At 75.3% G+C, this 19,329-nt stretch carries 13 protein-coding genes; 1 reads left to right on the top strand and 12 read right to left on the bottom strand.

Annotation, left to right across the window (positions count from 1 at the left end; genetic code table 11):
* Positions 1–9: 9 nt before the first annotated feature.
* The 8 genes from ACN20G_RS34350 to ACN20G_RS34315 all read right to left on the bottom strand — a co-directional run bounded on the left by ACN20G_RS34350 (position 10) and on the right by ACN20G_RS34315 (position 13,089).
* Positions 10–1,563 (bottom strand): MFS transporter, encoded by a 1,554-nt coding sequence (locus tag ACN20G_RS34350; RefSeq protein WP_424217170.1) that lies wholly within the window; start codon positions 1,561–1,563, stop codon positions 10–12.
* A gap of 49 nt (positions 1,564–1,612) precedes the next feature.
* Entirely contained in the window at positions 1,613–3,025 is a 1,413-nt protein-coding gene (locus ACN20G_RS34345; RefSeq protein WP_424217169.1) for a sensor histidine kinase, read from the bottom strand.
* On the bottom strand, positions 3,015–3,743 hold the full coding sequence (locus tag ACN20G_RS34340; protein ID WP_424217168.1) for a response regulator transcription factor: 729 nt from the start codon (positions 3,741–3,743) through the stop codon (positions 3,015–3,017). The genes ACN20G_RS34345 and ACN20G_RS34340 overlap by 11 nt, the downstream gene beginning before the upstream one ends.
* Before the next feature lie 147 nt (positions 3,744–3,890).
* Positions 3,891–4,331: a nuclear transport factor 2 family protein gene (locus ACN20G_RS34335; RefSeq protein ID WP_424217167.1), complete on the bottom strand. Its 441-nt coding sequence runs from the start codon at positions 4,329–4,331 to the stop codon at positions 3,891–3,893.
* On the bottom strand, positions 4,328–5,284 hold the full coding sequence (locus ACN20G_RS34330; RefSeq protein WP_424217166.1) for a PepSY domain-containing protein: 957 nt from the start codon (positions 5,282–5,284) through the stop codon (positions 4,328–4,330). The genes ACN20G_RS34335 and ACN20G_RS34330 overlap by 4 nt, the downstream gene beginning before the upstream one ends.
* A 946-nt stretch (positions 5,285–6,230) precedes the next feature.
* The gene (locus tag ACN20G_RS34325; RefSeq protein ID WP_424217165.1) at positions 6,231–8,234 is read right to left on the bottom strand and encodes an alkyl/aryl-sulfatase; all 2,004 of its coding nucleotides are present in this window, start codon (positions 8,232–8,234) and stop codon (positions 6,231–6,233) included.
* Positions 8,235–8,851: 617 nt separating this feature from the next.
* Positions 8,852–10,606 carry a putative Ig domain-containing protein gene (locus ACN20G_RS34320; protein WP_424217164.1) on the bottom strand — a complete coding sequence of 585 codons (1,755 nt, stop codon included), beginning with the start codon at positions 10,604–10,606 and terminating at the stop codon, positions 8,852–8,854.
* Positions 10,607–12,501: 1,895 nt separating this feature from the next.
* Entirely contained in the window at positions 12,502–13,089 is a 588-nt protein-coding gene (locus ACN20G_RS34315) for a CGNR zinc finger domain-containing protein (protein WP_424217163.1), read from the bottom strand.
* 130 nt (positions 13,090–13,219) lie between these two features.
* Between ACN20G_RS34315 and ACN20G_RS34310 the strand changes: the two genes are divergently transcribed.
* Positions 13,220–14,419 carry an MFS transporter gene (locus ACN20G_RS34310; RefSeq protein ID WP_424217162.1) on the top strand — a complete coding sequence of 400 codons (1,200 nt, stop codon included), beginning with the start codon at positions 13,220–13,222 and terminating at the stop codon, positions 14,417–14,419.
* A 136-nt stretch (positions 14,420–14,555) separates the two neighbouring features.
* Here the strand turns inward: ACN20G_RS34310 and ACN20G_RS34305 are convergent, their stop codons facing one another.
* From ACN20G_RS34305 to ACN20G_RS34290, 4 genes are all read right to left on the bottom strand, one after another.
* The gene (locus ACN20G_RS34305; protein WP_424217161.1) at positions 14,556–15,926 is read right to left on the bottom strand and encodes a ribulose-bisphosphate carboxylase; all 1,371 of its coding nucleotides are present in this window, start codon (positions 15,924–15,926) and stop codon (positions 14,556–14,558) included.
* 127 nt (positions 15,927–16,053) lie between these two features.
* Positions 16,054–17,097, bottom strand: coding sequence for a 2-hydroxyacid dehydrogenase (locus ACN20G_RS34300; protein ID WP_424217160.1), 1,044 nt, complete (start codon positions 17,095–17,097; stop codon positions 16,054–16,056).
* 22 nt (positions 17,098–17,119) lie between these two features.
* A complete protein-coding gene (locus tag ACN20G_RS34295; protein ID WP_424217159.1) occupies positions 17,120–17,776 on the bottom strand; it encodes a histidine phosphatase family protein in 657 nt (218 codons plus the stop codon).
* The gene (locus ACN20G_RS34290) at positions 17,773–19,320 is read right to left on the bottom strand and encodes an FGGY-family carbohydrate kinase (protein ID WP_424217443.1); all 1,548 of its coding nucleotides are present in this window, start codon (positions 19,318–19,320) and stop codon (positions 17,773–17,775) included. The genes ACN20G_RS34295 and ACN20G_RS34290 overlap by 4 nt, the downstream gene beginning before the upstream one ends.
* Positions 19,321–19,329 lie beyond the last annotated feature (9 nt).

The raw sequence follows: 19,329 nt of genomic DNA, 5'->3' as shown, positions 1-19,329 counted from the left end.
ACGGCGCCCTCAGCCGGCGGCGGACGCACGCACACCGGCCCCCTCGACCGCCCCGTCCGGCCCGTCCGCGCCGCCCGTCCCGTCCGCGACCCGTCCCCGACCCGGGGTGCCGACCACGGCGGCCAGGGTGGCCAGGACCGCCAGCCCGAACAGGGCCGCGCGGGCGGAGTCGAGCATCACGGGGGACCCGAGGTTGATCAGAGCGCCGGCCAGGGCGGACCCGAACGCGAACGCGAACTGGCCGATGGTGTTCAGCGCGGCGGATGCCTTCGCCGCCTCCCCCGGGTCCGCCGTGGCCCCCAGCACCGACGTGGACAGGTGCGGCATGGTCATGCCGACCCCCGCGCCCGCCACCAGGTAGACCACCGCCCAGAGCACGACCGTGCCCGTGCCCGCGTGCTCCCGCTGCGTGAACACGGCCAGGAACAGGGCGCCGGCCAGCACGAACGGCCCGACCCGGCTCAACCGGGCCAGGACCGACGGACGCGCGCCCGAGACCGCGACCTGCGTGCCGCACCAGCCCAACGACAGCGTCGTCCCCAGGAACCCGGCCGCGAGCGGCGACAACCCGGCCAGCCGCTCGCCGAACAAGGCCACGAACGCCTCCAGCGACGCCGCCGCCGTGATCAGTGCCCGCACCAGGTACAGGCGGCGCAGCGGCGCCCCGGGCCGGTGCACCATCGCCGGGAACACCCGCGCGCACCGCCCCCGCCGCTCCACCGCCAGGAACACCGCCACCAGCACCAGTGCGCCGAGGATCGCCGCGCCCGTGACCCACACCCGGGAGAACACCCCGGCCACGCTGATCAACACGGCGGCCCCGGTCATCAGCGCCAACGACACCACCGGCAACGCCCCCGCGCCGCCCATGCCGCCTGTGCCGCCGCCCGCGCCCCGCGCGCCGGTCCGCACCCCGGAACGCACCCCGGCCGGCAGCAGTCGGGCCACCAGCACCACGAACGGCACCGTCCCCACCGTGACCAGCAGGAACGCCGAGCGCCAGGCCCCGAACCGCGCGAAGATCCCGCCGATCGCGGGGCCGAGGAAGAAGCCGACCGCCATGGCCGCCGACACCAGGCTCGTGCCCCGCGCCCACAGGTGCGCCGGAAGCGCCGTGCGCACCGTCACGAAGGCCAGCCCGTTCAGCAGGCCGACGCCGAAACCCTGGAGGACCCGGCCCGCGAGCAGCGGTTCCATCGCCGGGGCCGCCGCCGCGACGAGCGTGCCCGCCACGAAGGTCCCCAGCCCCACCCAGTAGGCGCCGCGCTCCCCGCGCCGGGCCGCGATCGAACCGACGAGCATCGCCCCGGCCACCGAGGCGATCATGAACACGGTCGTGGCCCAGGCGTAGAACCGCTCCCCGCCGATGTCCGCCACCACCGTCGGCAGCAGGCTCGCCGTCACCCACATGGTGGTGCCGTCCAGCACCATCACCCCCGCGACCAGCGAGGCCGCGGCCCGGTGCCGGGGGCCGAACAGTTCGCGCCACCCGCCCGGGCGGTCCTCGGGAGGGGCGGGGGCAGGGGCGGCGGCGGTTTCCGGGGAGTCATCGCGTATGTCCACCGGCACACCGAACAACTTCAAGCGCACCTGAAGTCAAACCGCGCCCGCGTCAGGCGGCGGGCAGGCACAGCAGGAACCGGCCGCCCGCCCGGTCCGAGGGGGGCGGCTCGGCCGTGAGGGTGCCGCCGTGCGCGCCCGCGATCTCGCGGGCGATGGCGAGCCCCAGGCCGGTGCCGCCGGTGTCGCGGGCCCGGGCCGGGTCGAGCCGGGTGAACCGGGTGAAGATCGCCTCCCGGTGTTCGGCGGGCACGCCCTCCCCGTCGTCGGTGACGGTCAGCGCGAGCGTGCCGTCGGGGGTGCGACGCAGGGCGAGATCGACGCGGGTCGCGGCGTGCCGGTCGGCGTTGTCGAGCAGGTTGTCCAGCACCCGGGCCAGCTGCTCGGGGCGCCCGGCCAGGCACGCGGGGCCGGGCGGCAGCTCGGTGCGCACGGGCACCCGCCCCGGGCCCCGGCGGGCCGTCACCGTGCGGACCAGCTCGGCGAGGTCGACCGTGCGGGCCGGGGTGGACTCGCGGGCGTCGAGCCGCGCCAACAGCAGCAGATCGGTGACCAGGCGCTGGACGCGCGCGGAGTCGCGTTCGAGGTCGGCCAGGCAGAGCAGGTCCGGGTGCAGGGAGGCCAGCTCGATGTGGGCGCGCAGGGCCGCGATGGGGTTGCGCAGCTCGTGGGAGGCGTCGGCGACGAACCGCCGCTCGCGCTGGAGGGAGGTGTGGAGGCGTTCGAGGGTGGCGTTGGCGGTGCGGGCCAGGTCGGCGATCTCGTCACGGGAGGCGGGCACCGGCACGCGGCGGCGCGGATCGTGCTCCGTGATCTCGGCCAGCTCGGCGCGGATCGCGGCGACGGGGCGCAGGGCGCGGGCGCAGCTGTGCCACGTGACGGCGCCCACGAGCAGCAGCATGAGGGGGATGCCGGGCAGCACGGCGGCCAGGGTCATGCGGCGGGCCTCGTCGGCGGTCCGCAGGGTGGTGCCGGCGTAGACGACGGCGGGGACCTCGGTGTCGCCCCGGGCGACGCGGGTGGGGACGGCGACCACGCGGAAACGCTGGTCGGGAGTCTTGGTGTCGGCCGGGGTGAGGGTGCGGGCCTCGTGCGGACGGCCGGGCGCGGGCCGGAATCCGGCGATGGGGCCGCGGCCGATGAGCTGGTGTCCGGCGGCGAGGACCCGGCCGTCGTCGGCGACGACCTGGAGCAGGTTGCTCTCCCCGTCGGGCACGGACAGGGTGGGCAACAGGCCGCCGGTGCGGGCCTGTTCGGCCACGGCCTCGGCGCGTTTGAGGGCGGTCTCCTCGGCGGAGCGGACCAGGCCGGCCCGGGTCAGCACGAGGAACCCGGCGGCGGTGGCCGCGAGCACCAGACCCACGACGAGGACCGCGCCGACGGTGACCCGCACCCGCACCGAGGCCAGCTGCGGCCCGGCCCGGAACGGCCGCGGCGGCCGCAGCGACCGCCGCTCAACCGGCATCGCGGGCCGCCAGCCGGTAGCCCTGCCCGCGCACGGTCCGCAGGAGCCGGCCGCCGGTCTCGGCGAAGGGCTGGTCGAGCTTGCGGCGCAGGGAGCTGACGTGGGCCTCGACCAGATTGGGGTCCCCGCCTTGGTGGATCCCCCACGCCTCCCGGAGCAGGGTGTCCTTGGCGAGGGTCAGCCCGGCGTTGCGGGCCAGCACGTCGAGGAGGGAGAACTCCCGGTCGGTGAGGGCGATCTCGACGCCGGCGCGCCGGCAGCGGCGTTCCCGCAGGTCGAGCGTGAGGTCCCCGACCCGCAGCACATCGCGTTCGGCCGCCGGTCCGGAGCGGCGGAGCAGGGCCCGCAGGCGGGCCAGGAGCACGAGGTAGGAGAAGGGCTTGGACAGGTAGTCGTCGGCGCCCCGGTCGAGGCCCTCGGCCTCGTCGTACTCGCCGTCCATGGCCGTGAGCATCAGGATCGGGGTCCGCAGGCCCGCCGCCCGCACCGCCGAACAGATCCGCAGCCCGCTCGGGCCGGGCAGCATCACGTCGAGGATCAGCGCGTCGTACTCGCCGGTGAGTGCGGCCTGGAGCCCCTCGTCGCCGGTGTGGGCCACGTCCACCCGCATCCCGGCGGCCCGCAGCCCGCGCCCGAGGACGGCGGTGAGGGACACCTCGTCCTCGACCAGGAGGAGACGGGGCGCGTCGGCGGGCACGTCGGGCTGCTGGGGATGCACGGGCGGTCCTGGATCAGGGGGTGGGGAGGGAGGCGGCGGTCGGTCGACGGGCACCCGGGCGTCCATCCTCCCCCGCCCCGGCCGGCGGGGCGTGCGACCGGCGTGCCGTTTCCGCGTCATCCTGAGGTAGCGCCCCAGGCCGGCCGGTCAGCCCTCGGGACGAGCCGGGTCGGCCCGGTGGGAGGTACCGGTCTCCGCCTCGAAGGCGGGGCGGACGGTGACCGTGTCGTACACGATGCGCAGGGTCGCGATCCGACCGTCGGCGTCGAGTTCGGCGAGGTCGACCACGTCGAAGGGGGCCGGGGCGCCGGAGGCGAGGGTCCAGTCGAAACCGAACCAGAACGCGACCAGTCGCCCGCCGTCGACCGTGCGGCCCTCCGTCGTACCGCGCGGGATCAGCCGGGAGGAGCCGGTGTCGGCGAACAACGCGGGATAGAACTCGCGCGCCGGCCGGGGCCCGTACAGGGGCGAGTGGACGACGGCGTCGGGGGCGAACAGCCGGAGAACACCGGCGACGTCACCCCGGGCAAGGGCGCCGAGGTAGGCACCGACGAGGTCATCGGCGGCGGAGGGCACGATCGCGCTCACCGGGGGACGTGCCGATTCCAGTCGTAGTGGTCCCGCCCGAAGTCGTGGGACAACTCCCGAACCGTCTCGGCATCGGGCCGCCCCCCACGCTCACCCTCGGCGGGGCGGGTGTCGCGGGCGGGGGTGTCCGTGGCGCCGTCGGCCTCGCGCCGGGCGGAGTTGTCGGCATCGGTCCGGGACCGACCGACGGTGACCGCGCCGCTCGCGCCGTCCACGTCGAGCCGGTGCAGGGTGTCACCGCTGCGCACGTCGACCTCCCAGCGCGCGGCCCCGTCGTCGTTCTGCACGGAGACAGCGCGCACGTGCCCGCCGCCGGCCGCCGTGAGGGCGAGGTCGGCGGCCTTCTCCCGGTCGACCTTCGCGAGGGCGAGGGCGTCCAGCGGGTACCGCAGACGCGCCCGGGCCCGATCGGGCATCCGGTCCGCACGCGACCCGATCAGGGCCCCGCTGCCGGGGTCGACGGTGACGTTGTGCACCCGCGGCTCGTCCGTCATCACGTCGACCTCCCACACCAGGGCCCCGTCACGATCACGCAGCTTCGCGGAGGTCACCTTCCCCCCGGGAACCGACTCGACGGCGACCCGAGCGGCGGCCACGTGCGTGATCGCGGGGCCCCCGGTCTCCCGCCCCTTGCCCTCCGAGGCACTCGGCGCGACCGCCTCGGGACTCACGGAAACAGAGGCACTCGGCACGACACCGGCCTTGCCGGCCGCCGCACCACCCTCACCCTTACAGGCGACGAGCACCGGCACGGTCAACGCGACCAACACACCGGCGGACAACAACGAACGCTTCACTTCAAGCTCCTGGGGGGGGACAGACCCGCACGACTTCCTCCGCACGGCACACCCACCACCCTGCCGCCCCCACCTGAAGACTTCCTGAACCCCCCTGAACCCCCCTTCAGAATCAGCCCCCGGGCCTCGCGTGCGCGGGGCCGACCCGGGGGTCATCCCCGCGTGCGCGGGGGCTGGGCCGCGCGGACGTCCTCCCACGCGGAGCTCCGGTCACCCCTCGCCCGTGGGGTCATCCCCGCGTGCGCGGGGGCTGGGCCGATCGAGTGCTCACCTTCAGGTGGAACTCGGGGTCATCCCCGCGTGCGCGGGGGCTGGAGTCTTTCACCTGCGGGTTTGTCGCGGCGGGGTGGGGTTTTTGGCAAGGATTGGGGATCGCGACATTTCCGGCATTTCTGGGCCTTGGGGGTGGGGAGCCTCTTGGGGTTGGGTTGTTGGGGGCTATCTTCGCTGATTTTGTCGGCGCTTGGGAGCGTACGTCCGAGCGGGTCGGGGTTGTTGCGCGGTGGGGTGAGCGATCGGGGCTGGGGTGGCCGCCTGCCGGCGGCGGGTAGGTCAAAAGCGTTTCCCGGTGGCGGCGGGGAGGGGTACGGGGTCTCGGTGCGTTGCCGGGTGCGGGTGGGGCGGGGGTGCTCCGGGCCCCTTGGGCCCGGCCGGGGCTGGCTGCGGCCTGGCCCCTGGGGGCGGGACACCGGGGTTGGGCCGCCCCCAGGGGCCTCAGGTGGTTGAAGCAGCCGAGGCTCCGTAGGCGGTCGGGGGGTGGTGGGGCGTGGGGCGCGTTCGGGCCGGGTTCGTGTGGGGGCGGCCTTCCGGGGCTCCGGGGGTGGTTGTTGGCGGGGGACTTAGGCTTGCCACGGGATCGGGGGGACGGGCAACCGCCTTGGCCCCGGCCCCCCTCCGCCGCCCCTGGGAAAAGCTTTTGACTTGCCCGCCGCCGGCAGGCGGCCACCTCGGCCATCCCACGACCCGTCGCCCGGCGGATCAGGGCACCACAGGGTGCCTGTTCCCGCCCCCCAACGCGCCCCAACGCCGCCGCCCGCGGCCCGTTGTCCGCCCTCAGGGGCGGTTTCGGGGCGCGGGCGGGGGCGGTGGCGGGCTTGGGGGGTCAGGGGGTCGTGAGGCCGAACCAGTAGCTGAAGGTGTCCAGGAGGGTGTTCAGGGTGTCGAGGGGGGTCAGGGTGCCGGTGGTGATGGTGAGGACGCCGGTCGTCAGCAGGTCCTGGGGGGTCGCGGCGGCGATGGCCAGGTCGTTGAGGCCGGCCCGTGTGACCTGATAGACCGCGTCGACGCTCGCGGGCTCCAGGGTGCCCGGGTACTGCACGAGGACCCCGTTGCGGATCCGCAGGGTGTAGGTGTCCGGGTCGTCCGCGAGGCCGTCGACGACGGTGAGGCCGAGGGACAGCGGGTTCTCGGCGGCGCGGGGACCGTTGAGGCGGATGCCGAGGTAGTCGAAGAGCATGCTCAGGGGCATGGCCTCCAGCACGGGCGGGGTGATGATCGCGGGCGCGGGCAGGTCGGGGGTGCCGTCGACGGGGCGGACGCGCAGTTCGTTGGCCGCGGCGAGGTAGAAGTTGCGCCACGGGCCGCTTTCGGCCTGGTACCCGAGCTGTTCGAGGACGTCGGCCTGGAGGGCGCGGGCCGTGGTGTTGGCGGGGTCGGCGAAGACCACGTGGGTGAGGAGTTCGGCCGCGAAGCGGTAGTCCGCCTGGGACTTGGCGTTGTCGAAGGTGGTGCGGGCGATGTCGACAACCTTGTCGGCGCCGCCGAACGCCTCCGTGTACCGGGCCCCGGCCTCTTCCGGGGGCAGGGCGTGCAGGTGGGCGGCGTTGCCGTCGTACCAGCCGAGGTAGCGCTGGTAGACGGCCTTGGAGTCGTGGTTGACGGTGCCGTAGTAGCCGCGGTTGAACCACTGCCCGGACAGGGACGCGGGGACGGCGTCGTCGAGTTGTTCGCCGATCTCGACCAGGGTGTGCCCGTGGTTGGCCAGGCGCAGGGACTGGTCGTGGAGGTACCGGTACAGGTCGGCCTGGGAGGTGAGGAACGCGCGGATGGTCCCGGGGGCGTCGTCGGTGTTCCACCGCGGCCAGAAGTGGGAGGCGAACAGGGAGTCGGAGCGGTCCGCGTACCAGTCGGCGGACTGGGTGAGGAACTCCGACCACGCCTTGGCGTCCCGGACCTGCGTGCCGCGCAGGCTGTACAGGTTGTGCAGGGTGGGCGTGGCGTTCTCGGCCATGCACAGGGCGCGCACGTCGGGGAGGTAGAAGTTCAGCTCGGCCGGGGCCTCGGTGCCGGGGGTGAGCTGGAACTCGATGTTGACGGGCCCGAAGGCGATCACGGTGCCCGGCGCGGCCTGGTCGGCGGTGACGGTGAACGTCGGGGCGAGCAGGCCGGAGGTGCCCAGGGAGTTGCTCTTGCCCAGGCCGGCGTCCACCTGTCCGCGTTCGGACCGTTCCAGCAGCGAGCCGTACATGAACTGGGCGCGGCGCAGCATGGCGTTGCCGGCGTAGACGTTCTCGCTGACGGCGTGCTCCAGGAAGCCGTCGGGGGCGATGATCTCCACGTCGGCGGGGGCGGTGCGGTCTTCCCACAGGCCGAGGACGCCGCCGTAGTGGTCCACGTGGGAGTGGGTGAAGATCACGGCGCGGATCACGCGGTCGGCGCCCCGGTGCTCGCGGTACAGGGCGAGGGCGGCGGCCGCGGTCTCCTCGCTGATGAGCGGGTCGACGACGACGATCTCGCGGGAGGCGCCGGTGGGGTCCTCGAGGAAGGTGATGTTGGACAGGTCCATGCCCCGGACCTGGTAGACGGCGTCGGCGACGACCTCGTAGAGGCCGGCGTTCATGTTGAGGACGGCGTTGCGCCACAGGCTGGGGTTGACGGTGTCGGGGGCCTGGCCGGTGAGGAAGGAGAACGGGGTCAGGGACCAGGCGGGGACGGGGCCGCCGCCGTCCTTGTCGACGGTGAAGTCAGCCGGGAGCGCGGCGAGCAGGCCGTGGGCGGCGAACGCGGCCTCGGTGTCGGAGGCCGGGTCGGGGACGACGACGGCCGCGTTGAGGTCGCGGGTGAGCGGGGTGGCCGGGCGGGGCGTGGTGCGGTCGGTGTCGCTCAAGGGTGTTCCCTTCCACGGACGCGGGTGTGGGGGAAGGGCGCGGGTCGGTCGTGGTGTCGCGGGCGGGCGGCACCCGCCGCCTGGGTGGGGCGGCGGCCGACAGGTCCCGATCATGGCAGTCGGCCGGCGGCCGGGCCAGGGTGTGATCCGGCCGGCCGGTGCGGTGTCCGTCCCTTGGGACGTGGGTCGGGTGGGGGGCGTCGTCCCTGCGGCTCACCTGGGGGAATGTGCCGGCGGTGGTTTCCGGGGGCATGGTCGGGCTCGGGTTCCGTCCTGCGGAACGCGTGGGGTGGGCGGGGGCGGGGCCACGGCGTTCCCGGGTGTTCGTCCGATTCGCGGGGGTGTGCGGTCCGTCGGGGCCGGGTGTCCGGAAATGCCCGGCCCCCGCCCGGGGAGGGGCGGGGGCCGGGCGGAGCCGGGGCCGGGCCGGGGCCGGGCCGGGGCCGGGTGCTGTGGGTCGTGGGCCCGGTGGTGCCGGTCGGGGTCGGGTGTGGGGGCCTGGCGTTCGGCTCGGGCACGTGGACCCGGCGTGTGGGCCTGGCATGTGGACCCGGCATGTGGGCCTGACGGCCCGGCGTGCGGGGCCTGGCGTGTGGTTCGGGGGCCGACCGGGTAAGTCAGGACCAGACGGTGAAGGTCGCGGTGACGGTGGACTTCTTGCCGGCCGCGTCGGTGACGGTCAGGGTGACGTTGCGGAAGCCCCAGCCGCTCGGGGTGCCGGAGACGACGCCGGTCGAGGCGTTGATCGTGAGGCCGGCGGGCAGGTTGGTCGCCGTCCAGGTGTAGGGGGTGGTGCCGCCGGTCGCCGACAGGGTCAGGGTGAAGGGGCGGCCGGCGGTGAGGTTCTGGTTGCCGGGGTTGGTGAGGGTGGGGGCGCCGGTGCCGAGGGTGGTGATGGTCCAGGTGAAGGAGGTGGAGCCCTTCTTGCCGGCGGCGTCGGTGGCGGTGACGGTCACGTTGTTGGCGCCGGCGGTGGTGGGGGTGCCGGTGACGGTGCCGGTGGTGGCGGCGATGGTGAGGCCGGCGGGCAGGCCGGTCGCGGTCCAGGTGTAGGGGGCGGTGCCGCCCTCGGCGGAGTTCTTCAGCTCGACGGGGGTGCCGGTCGGGCCGGACTTCGCGGAGACCGCCGCGACCGTCACGTCACCGGGGGTGGGGGTGGAGGTCGCCAGGGTGGCGTTGAACTTGGTCAGGGCCTCGATGACGGGCTGGAAGATGGTGAACTTCTCGCCGCTGCCGGAGGAGCAGGTGGCGCTGCCGCCGCCGGAGTGCAGGCCCACGGCCTTGCCGCCGGTCGCGGTGACGTAGGAGCCGCCCGAGTCGCCGCCGGCGGAGCAGGCGCTGGAGTAGGAGAGGCCGTTGATGGTCACGTTCCCGTAGTCCACGGTCTGGTTGACCTTCGTGACCTCGCCGCACTGGAAGCCGGTGGTCTGGCCGGAGCGGCAGATCGCGGTGCCGACCACGGCCTCGTCGGAGCCCGTCAACGTGACGTCGCCCTTGCCCCACCCCGCGACGGTCGGGGCGAGGTCCCAGCCGGCCTGGTCCACGTCGACGATGCCGAAGTCGCCCTCGGCGTTGTTGTAGCTGCCGGTGCCGCCTTTGTTGGAGGTGCCGACGCGGGTGCCGTCCTTGCCGTACGCGGCCTGGCTCACGTCGTTGGTGCAGTGACCTGCCGTCAGGAACGCCTTGGCGCCGCCGGAGCGGGTGACGGGGAAGCCGATGGAGCACGGGCTTTCCGTGCCGGGCACCCACTTCTCGCCGCCGACGACGCTGCCGCCCTGCTGGCGGGGGGCGTCGGAGGACGCGACGAGGTTCACGACCGGGCCGAGGTCCCCGAGCTTCGCGGTGAACGCGCGGGTGGCGGCGGTGGCGCGGGCGGGGTCGTAGCGGACCTCGACCCGGTTGGCCCGCACGTCGGGGCCCCAGGAGATCAGGCCGGGCACGCCCTGGGCCCACTGGTCCAGTCGGCGGGTGGTGCGGTTCAGGGTCTCGGCGCTGTGGGCGACGCGTTCGGCGACCGCGCCGGTGCGGTGGACGGCGTCCGCGTCGGCGGCGGTGGTGACGGCGGCGTGCAGACGCCCGTCGGAGGCGTCGAACCAGAGGCCGGCGACCCGGTCGCCGACGGTCGCGCGGAGCGTCGTCGCGGTCCGCGACGCGGCCTGTTCGGCGGCTATGCGCTCGCGGACCTGCCCGGCGGACAGGCCCAGATCGCGGGCCATCGCCGCCCGCACGTCGGCGGGGACGGACGCGGCGGGCTCCGGTGACGGAGCGGGCACGGGGGCGGCGCCGGCCGGGGCGGGCAGGGCGCCCAGGCCGATCAGGGCGGTCGCGGCGAGGAGGCCGGTGAGGGTGCGACGGCGGACTGCTGTGCGCATCGGGGGAGTTCCCTTCACTGCGGGAGAAGGAGGCGGAAGCGGGGGCGGACGGCGCCGACGGACACCGGTACGGGTGGCCGGGCCGGGGCGCGGTCGTCGTCCGACCGCCGTGGGGGGCGGGTGCGGGCGGGGCCGGCGCGCGGACCTCGTGGGTCGCGGCCGTACGGTCCCCAGAGCCCCCGGCGGGGAGTGTCGGGCGGAGGGCCGCTCGGGACTGGCCACAGCCTGGGCCCCGGCCCCCGACCCCGAACAGTGGGGAAATCCCTTGTCCCCGCACCGGGTTCCACCGGCGCGGTCCCGGGGGCCGGATCACGCGCCCACGACGGCCCCCGATGGCCCGCGACACCCCACCCCACCGGGCCCGGCGGGCCACGGGGCCTTGGCGGCTGCGGGCCGGGGTGCGGCGGGCTACGGAACGGGGCGGACCGCCAGGCTGGGGCGAGCCGCCGAGCCGGGGCGGACCGCCAGACCGGGGCGGGGGCTGCGGGACGGGGTCCACGATCGGCCCCACGCACCCGCCGCCCCGGCCGGGCGGGCCGCCACGGCGTGCGGGGGCCCCCACGGGGTGCGGGGGGGGGGCCGTAACGGCGTCGGGCCTGTGACACCCCGCCCGTTCGCACCATCCACGAGGGCAGTCCACCCAACGCGACGACACGACACGGTCCGAGCCGGAACAGGGCGGGGCGGGCAGGGCCGAGGGGGTGAGTACGACGCGGGTACGGCTACGTCCGGCCGGGGGGCGGCCTGGGGGCTCGGGGGGGCAGCACGGCCAGGGGGGCGGGCGCGGCCAGGGGGCGCGGCCAAGGGCGGTCACGGCCCGGCGGGGCCGGCCCGGCCCGGAGAGACGAGCGGGGCCCGGCGGACCTGGCGAGGTGCGGGCCGGGTGGGGTACGCAGGGGGTGGGCCAGGCTCGTGACGCGTCACGCAGCAAGCGGTCCGGCGGCGCGCGGGACCCTGTCGCAGCACGGCAGTGGCGCCCTCGGGCACGCGTTGACCACGGCACGGCGCCCGAACCCGAACCCGGACCCAGGCCCGGACCCGGACCCGGACCCGGACCCGGACCCGGCCAACGCGCGGACCGGGGTCCGGGGAACGACGTACGCGGGCGCTGGCGGGGTGCGCGGGTCGAGCCGGAGTGGGGTGGACCTGATCCGCCGCAGGTCGGCGGCGGGACCGGGCCCGAACTCCGGTGGTGGCGTGCGGGCGGGAGGTGTTGGCCTGAGGCACAGCCGGGCGCCCAACGGCACGGTCCCGCACAGGCCCGCCGGGCGCCACCCGCGCGGGTGTCACGTTGGGAGGACCTGGGGTGGCCGTCCCCAGGGCACGGAGCGCGCGTGCCGGCCGGACTGAACGAGGTTCGAACGCATGGCGGTTGCGGGGTTCGGACGCGTGGGGCGGGCGCCGCCCGGCGCCTGCGACCCGAGCAAGGCACGCGGCGGTCGCGAGGTCACGCGGGCGGGATGCATGCGGCCCGGCCGGGGGCTGCGCGGCGGGGGCGGACACGCGTGGGCACTGAGTGTGCGTGCCCGGGCCGGACTGAGCGGGGTTCGGACGATTGGGGTCCACGCGGCCCAGCCGGTGGGCTGCGGGGCGGGGCGGCGGGCATGCGTGCGCGCGGAGCGCGCGGCCGGACGGTGTGCGGGGGTGGAGTGCGTGGTGGCTGTGAAGTGGGTGGTGGCTGTGAGGGCCGGGGAGGGCCGGGCTTGGGGACGGAGCTGTGCGCCCGCCCCGGGGTGGGGCGAGTGTGGATGGGGCACTTGGACGCCTCCTCTTGGGCATCCCCCTTGGGCGTGCTCGCTTGGGCGCGCCCGCTTGGGTCGCCTTGGGCGTCCCCCCGGGGTGTGGCAGGGGGGTGTTGTGGTGCCGGCCTGGGGGTTGTTCGGGGTGGGGGTGGGTCAGGGGGTGGGGGTGTTGCGGGCTCTGAAGGCTGCGGCTTTGGTGCGGTTTTGGCAGGCCGGGGAGCAGAAGCGGCGGGTGGCGTTGCGGGAGGTGTCCATGTGGACGCGGTCGCAGCGTTCGGCCTCGCAGACCCCGAGTCGGCCGGCGAGGGCGCCGCCGACGGCCAGGGCGAGGCCGGTGGCGCAGGCGGCGGCGTGGGCGGCGGCGAAGGAGTCGTCGGGGCCGTGGAAGTGCAGCCGCCAGGGGTTGCCGGGTTCCTCGGTGCGGTCGAGGCGGGGGCGGGCGGCCGTCTCGCGCAGCAGGGTGTTGACGGTTTCGGCCGCCGTGTCGGGGCGTTCGTCGCGGACCGCTTCGAAGACCTCGCGCATGTGGCGGGCGGCGGTCACGAGGAAGGCGGCCTGGGGCTCGTCGATGACGCGCGGCAGTGAGCCGCCGACCTTCGACAGGGCGCGTTCGATGGCGGCCGGCAGTTCGGCGCCGGTCGGGGCCCGGTAGGGGCGTCCGCCCGCCGAGCCGTCCGTGAGCGTGTTGACCAGGGTGACGGCGTTTTCCAGCACCACAGCCACGTGACTGTCGAACAACACTTGACCGGTTACTCCCTCCATGGTTGGCTACCGCTTCGTGACTGACGATATGCGATTCGATGGTTATGCGCGAGAAGCGGTCGCCGAGCGACCCGCGCCGCGCCGGGGCCCGCCGGGACTCCCCCGCACCGTGTGGCTCCTCGTCACCGCCCGCGCCGTCAACCGCCTCGGCGCGTTCTCCATCCCCTTCCTCACCGTCCTGCTCACCACCGACCTCGGCGCGAGCGCCGACACCGCCGGCCTGATCTCCGCCGGGTTCGGGCTCGCGGGCGTGCCCTCCCGGCTGCTCGGTGGCCGGCTGCCGCGTCTCATCGGCCGCCGGCACACCCTCGTCCTCGGCCTGACCGGCTGCGCCCTCGCCCAACTCGGGCTCGCCGGGGTGGACTCGGTCGCCGGCGCCGCCGTGCTCGCCGTGCTCCTCGGGCTGGCCTTCGAGATCCACGAACCGCCCGGTCAGGGCCTGATCGCGGAGGCCGTCCCGGCCGCCGACCGACCGCGTGCCTACGGGCTGTTCAACGCCGCGCTCGCCGTCGGCGGCACCGGCGCCGGGCTGCTCGCCGCCCTCCTCGGCCGCTGGGACCTGCGGTGGCTGTTCGTCGCGGACGCCGTCACCTGTCTGGCCTGCGCCCTGTTGTTGCGCCTGTTCCTGCCCGCCGACGCGCCCGCCCGCGCCGGGGCCGCGCGCGTCACGACCGGCGCCGCACGCCCCGGCGCGGGCCGGCCGTGGCGGGATCCCGCGTTGCGGTTCCTGCTGCTCGCCGGGACCCTGTTCGCCGTCGTGCACCTGTGGTTCACGATGGGCCTGCCGCTCGTGCTGGGCCGGCTGGGGCTGCGTCCGACGGACGCGGGCCTGCTGTTCACCGCGTCCGCCGTCACCGTCGTGGCCGCGCAGCCCCTGCTGCGGGCCGCGCCCGTCGCGCGGCTGCCCGACGGCGCCGCCCTCGCCCTCGGGCACCTGCTGCTCGGCGCGGGTCTCGGCGGGCTCGCGTTCTCCCACGAGCTGCCGGGGCTGCTCGCGGCGACCGCCGTGTGGAGCCTGGGCGAGGTGCTCGTGTTGGGGCGGGTCCTCGGGGTGGTCGCGGGCCTGGCCCCGCCCGGCGGCGCGGACGCGTACCTCGCGGTGTACGGGGTGAGCTGGAGCCTGGCGGGGGTCCTCGCGCCGCTCTCCCTGACCCGGGTCCTGGGCCACGGCGGACCGGCCGGACTGTGGCTCACGGGTGCGGCGTTCTGCCTGGTCCTGGCCCTCGCGCACCGCCTGCGGAGCGGTCCCCGCCTGCGGAGCGGCCCGCGCGTTCGCCTCGACCCGGCCGCCCGTGCCCCGCGCACCTGAGCCGCCCCCGCACGCGCGCGGGGGCGGGGCCGTCGCCGGCCCCGCCCCCTCCCCTCCTCGCCGGAGCCCCGCCGGGACCCGCCGGATCCCGCGGGATCCGCCGAGTCCGCCGAGGCCCCGGTGATGCCCCCGGGCCTCAGCCCAGGCTCGTGCGCCATTCCGGGTAGAGCCGGTCCGCGTCGGCGCTGAAGCTGTGGAACGCGCCGCGCAGTTCCTCGTGGTCCTTGGCGTACTCCACCAGGCCGATGCCCTGCTGCCAGGCGTCCTGGGCCTGCCGCAGCGACAGTGCGCCGGCGGTGCCGCCGTCCCGGTGGCCGAAGGCCCCGCCGCCGGAGGTCTGGATGACGTTGGAGTGGCCGAGGTTGTCGAAGAAGCCGGGCAGGCGCAGGGCGTTCATGCCGCCGGAGACGATCGGGGTGGTGGCCTTCAGGCCGAGCCAGTCCTGGCGGTAGTGGGGGCCGTCGGCCACGTCGCGCTCCAGCATGTAGGCGATGGCGCGGTCGTCGGAGTCGCCCTCCATCTTGCCGTGGCCCATGGTGCCGGTGTGCATGCCGGACGCGCCCTGGAGGCGGGTCATCTTGCAGTGGGCGAAGGCGGTGTAGCCGCGCTTGGACTGCGGGCTGGTGACGGCCCCGTGGCCGGCGCGGTGGAAGTGCAGGAACTGGCCCGGGAAGTTGCGGCGGGCGGTGGTGACGGCGGTGGGGCCGGCGACGTAGCCGTCCACGAGGAACGCCACGTGGGAGGCGTTCTCGGCGAAGGTCTCCAGGATGTACTCGCCGCGCGCGATCATCTCGGCCGGGTCGTCGGCGGTGATGTTGGCGGAGAACAGCTTGGCCTGGCCGGTGGCGTCCTGGGCGCGGCGCATCGCGTCGGCGACCTCGGCGATGGTCTCCTTCAGCGGGGCGAAGACCTGGTTGCCCTGGGGTTCGTCGTTCTTGATGAAGTCGCCGCCGAGCCAGAACTGTTCGCAGGCGGCGGCGAAGGGGGCGGGGCGCAGGCCGAGCTTGGGCTTGATGATGGTGCCGACGACCATGCCGCCGTCGACGACGGGACGGTCCAGGACCCGCCACATGTCCACGATGTTCATGGTCGGGCCGTCGAAGAGCCGCAGGTAGGCCGGGGGGACGTGGAAGTCGGTCATCTTGGCGTACTCGACGTCGCCCATGCCCTGGTTGTTGCCGATGGTCAGGGTGAGGAAGGAGGCGAGCATGGCGCGGCCGTCGATGATGTTCCGGTCGAAGAGCTCGATCGGGTAGGCGATCTTCATCAGTTCGGTCGCCTCGTCCACCTCGTAGACGAGGGCGTCGACGCCCTTGGTGAAGTCGTCGGTGGTGCAGACCTCGACGTTGGTGCCGGTGGAGGACTCGGCCGCGAAGTGGGCGGCGGTCTCCAGGTAGCCGTGTCCGGCCTTGGGGCGCATGGTGTACGCGCAGAGGACGTGGCGGCCGCCGGCGAGGAGGTCGGCCTCGGCGAGGTCGAGGCGGGCGTAGCGGGAGGACTGGTCCATGGTGGTGCTCCTGAGGCGTGGAGGGTTCGGCGTGCGGGCCGGACCGGGGGTTTCGAGGCGGGCGGCGGGGCCGGTGGCGAGGCGCGCGGCGGATCGGGCCGGCGGGCGGATCGGGCCGCCGGGCGGGTCAGGCCGCGACGGGCGCGAGGACCTCGGGGTTGGCGCAGTGGGCGAGGGGTTCGCCGCGCAGCCAGCGGTCGACCTCGGCGGCCACGATCCGGGCCGCCTTGTGGGCGACCTCCTGGCTGGCGCCCGCGATGTGCGGGGTCATGACGACGCCGGGGGTGGTCAGCAGCCGGGAGTCGGCGGGGACCGGTTCGACGGGGTACACGTCGAAGGCGGCGCCGGCCAGTTGTCCGGAGTCGAGGGCGTCGCAGACGGCGTCGTAGTCGAGGAGGGCGCCGCGGGCGCAGTTGACGAGGACGGAGCCGCGCGGCATGAGGGCGATCCGTTCGGCGTCGATCATGCCGGTGGTCTCGGGGGTGACGCGGGCGTGGAGGGAGACGATCCGGGAGCGGGTGAGGAGTTCGTCGAGTTCCACGCATTCGGCGATGCCGTCGAGGAGTTCGGGGCGCACGTAGGGGTCGTGGACGAGGAGGGTGGCGCCCATGGCCTTGAGGGCCCTGGCGACGCGGGAGCCGATGGCCCCGTAGCCGATCAGGCCGATGGTGGCGCCCTCGATCTCGATGCCGCAGTTGTCGTAGTCGTAGTAGTCGCCGCGCCACACGCCGGCCCGCAGGTCGGTGTGGGTGTCGCCGACGCCGCGGGCGGCGGCCAGCAGCAGGGTGAGGGTGTGTTCGGCGGTGGCGACGGCGTTGCGGCCGGGGGCGTAGCAGACGGCGACGCCGTGTCGGGTGGCGGCTTCGAGGTTGGCGTTGACGGGGCCGCCCCGGCTGATGCACATGAGCTTGAGGTCGGGGCAGGCGGCGAGGACGCGTTCGGTGAGGGGGGCCATCTGGGTGACGCAGACCTCGACGCCCTGGAGGGCCGCGATGATCTCGTCCTCGGTGCCGGATGCCTCGATGACCTCGGCGACGGGGCCGAAGGGGGTGTGCGGCCAGGGGAGTTGGATCTCGCGGACGTCCAGCGGGGTGTCGGTGGCCAGGGTGACCGCCTCGGTGAGGAGGCGCGGGAGGACGAAGTGGTCGCCGGCGGCGAGGACGGTGGTCATGTCGGTGCTCCGATCGGGCGGTTCAGGGCCTGGTGAGGGGGGTGCCGAGGGCGTCGGCGAGGGGGGTGTTGAAGGTGAGGAGTCCGACGCCGGTGGGGCCGAGGCGGATCTCGGTGCGGGTGTTGTTGTCGAGGACGGGCAGCGCGGTGCGGAAGGAGTCGAGGTCGATGCCGAGGAGGTCGCACAGGAGCACGCGGAACAGCGCGTTGTGGGCGACCACCAGGACCCGGCCGCCGGGGTGTTCGACGGCGAGTTCCTCCAGGCAGGCCCGGCCCCGGGCGGCGGCGGCCCGGGGGTCCTCGCCGTCGGGGAGGTGGTCGGTGACGGGTCGGCGCAGGTAGGCGGCGAACTCGGTGGGGAACAGGTTCGACATCTCGGTGAGGTTGAGGCCCTCGCCGCGTCCGAAGTCCAGCTCCAGCAGCCGTTCGTCGACCCGGGGGGACAGCCCCAGGGCGCGGGCGGCGGGTTCGGCGGTGAGCCGGGCCCGGGAGAGCGGGGAGTGGACGACGGCGTCGAAGGGGCGGCCGGGGGCCTTCGCGGCCCAGGCGGCGAGGTCCTCGGCCTGGGCGCGGCCGGTGTCGGTGAGGGCGATGTCGGCGCGGCCGGCGTAGCGGTTCTCGGCGTGCCAGACGGTCTGGCCGTGTCGGACGAGCACGAACTCGGTGGGGGCGGCGGTCACGGTCGGGCCTCCTTCGCCCGGGCCGTCTCCGCGTGGGCCGCCTTCGTGCGGGCGTGGTCGGCGACGGCGGCGTCGAGCCAGCCCCGGGTGACGAGTTCTTCGAGGAGGCGCAGGTAGACGGGGGTGAGGTGGGCGGTGCGGGCCGGGTCGGGGGTGATGGTGGAGCCGATCTCGACCATGCGGGCGGCGGCGGCGCGCGGCCCGTCGCCCCCGGTGGCGCCGGCGGCGAGGACGGCCATGCCGATGGCTCCCTCGGCCTGGGTCGGCAGGTGCACGGGCCGGCCGAGGAGGTCGGCGCGCAGCCGGTTCCAGTAGGGGTTGCGGGCGCCGCCGCCGGTGAGGGTGAGGGGGCCGTCGACGGGGGCGCCGAGCAGGTCGAGGTAGTCGAGGCAGAGGCGTTCGACGCAGGCCACGCCGAGGAGGTGGGCGTGGAAGCGTTCGGCCTCGTCGGCGGGTTCGCCGAGGGTGAAGGGTTCGGCTTCGGGGGCGCGGAAGGGGAAGCGTTCGCCGCCGGTGGAGACCAGGGGGTAGGCGACGGCGGTGCTGTCGGCGTGGGCGGCGGCGGCCTTCTCGGTGAGCGCGGCGAGGTCGGCGCCGGGGAATTCGCGGGTGAGGACCCCGGCGCCGCTGCTGGAGGCGCCGCCGGGCAGCCAGGTGTCCTCGGGGCCGCGGTGGCAGTAGACGACGCCGCCGGGGTCGCGGATCAGCCGGTCGGAGGTGCCCTTGAGGACGAGGGTGGTGCCCAGGACGGAGTTCCAGGAGCCGGGGGCGAGGGCGCCGGCGCCGATCTGGGCGGCGCAGCCGTCGGTCATGCCGGCGACGACGGCGACGCCGACGGGGATGCCGGTGGCCTCGGCGGCCTCGGGGCAGACGGTGCCCAGGACGGTGCCGGGGGTGACGACCTCGGGGAGGAGGAACGGGGGGACGCCGAGCTCGGCGAGTTCGGCGAGCGGCCAGCGGTCCTCGATGAGGTGGTAGCCGGTCTTGAGGGCGTGGCTGGCGTCGGTGGCCGCGGGGGCGCCGACGAGACGGCGGGTCACCAGGTCGGGCTGGTGGGCGAGGTGCAGGTCGGAGCCGGCGGCCGTCATGGCGGGGGTGGGGTGTTCCAGCAGCCACAGGAGTTTCGGCAGGGCCCAGGAGGGTTGCATGGACCGGTAGCCGAGGGTCTCCCACACGGGGGCGCCGACGGTGTTGACGCGGGCGGCCTGCTCGTGGGCGCGGCCGTCGTCGTACATGAGGCCGGGGGTGAGGGGGGTGCCGGCGCCGTCGGTGAGGAGGATCGTGCCGGAGGTGGCGTCGAGGGCGAGGCCCTTGACGCGGCCGGGGTCGATCTCGGCGAGGGCCTCGCGGCAGGCGCCGGCCAGCGCGGTCCACCACTGCTCGGGGTCCTGTTCGTGGCGGACCCCGTCGCGGGTGCCGGTCAGCGGCCGGGAGGCGGCGGCCAGGACCTGTCCGTCGTCGGTGACGGCGACGCAGCGGGCGGACTGGGTGCCCAGGTCGAGGCCGAGCCAGACGGCGTCGGAGGGGGGCCTGGGGGTGCCCATGGGGGGTGT

This window comes from Streptomyces dryopteridis (genome assembly GCF_049606955.1).
GTDB lineage: Bacteria > Actinomycetota > Actinomycetes > Streptomycetales > Streptomycetaceae > Streptomyces.
The sequence above is the reverse complement of the archived record's forward strand: the minus strand, read 5'-3'. Positions and strand labels throughout refer to the sequence as shown.

Coding starts and splice junctions, on each gene's coding strand:
- ACN20G_RS34345 (WP_424217169.1), bottom strand. CDS start 3,025: ATGCCGGTTGAGCGGCGGTCGCTGCGGCCGCCGCGGCCGTTCCGGGCC.
- ACN20G_RS34300 (WP_424217160.1), bottom strand. CDS start 17,097: ATGACCACCGTCCTCGCCGCCGGCGACCACTTCGTCCTCCCGCGCCTC.
- ACN20G_RS34330 (WP_424217166.1), bottom strand. CDS start 5,284: ATGACCCCCGGGTCGGCCCCGCGCACGCGAGGCCCGGGGGCTGATTCT.
- ACN20G_RS34320 (WP_424217164.1), bottom strand. CDS start 10,606: ATGCGCACAGCAGTCCGCCGTCGCACCCTCACCGGCCTCCTCGCCGCG.
- ACN20G_RS34290 (WP_424217443.1), bottom strand. CDS start 19,320: ATGGGCACCCCCAGGCCCCCCTCCGACGCCGTCTGGCTCGGCCTCGAC.
- ACN20G_RS34305 (WP_424217161.1), bottom strand. CDS start 15,926: ATGGACCAGTCCTCCCGCTACGCCCGCCTCGACCTCGCCGAGGCCGAC.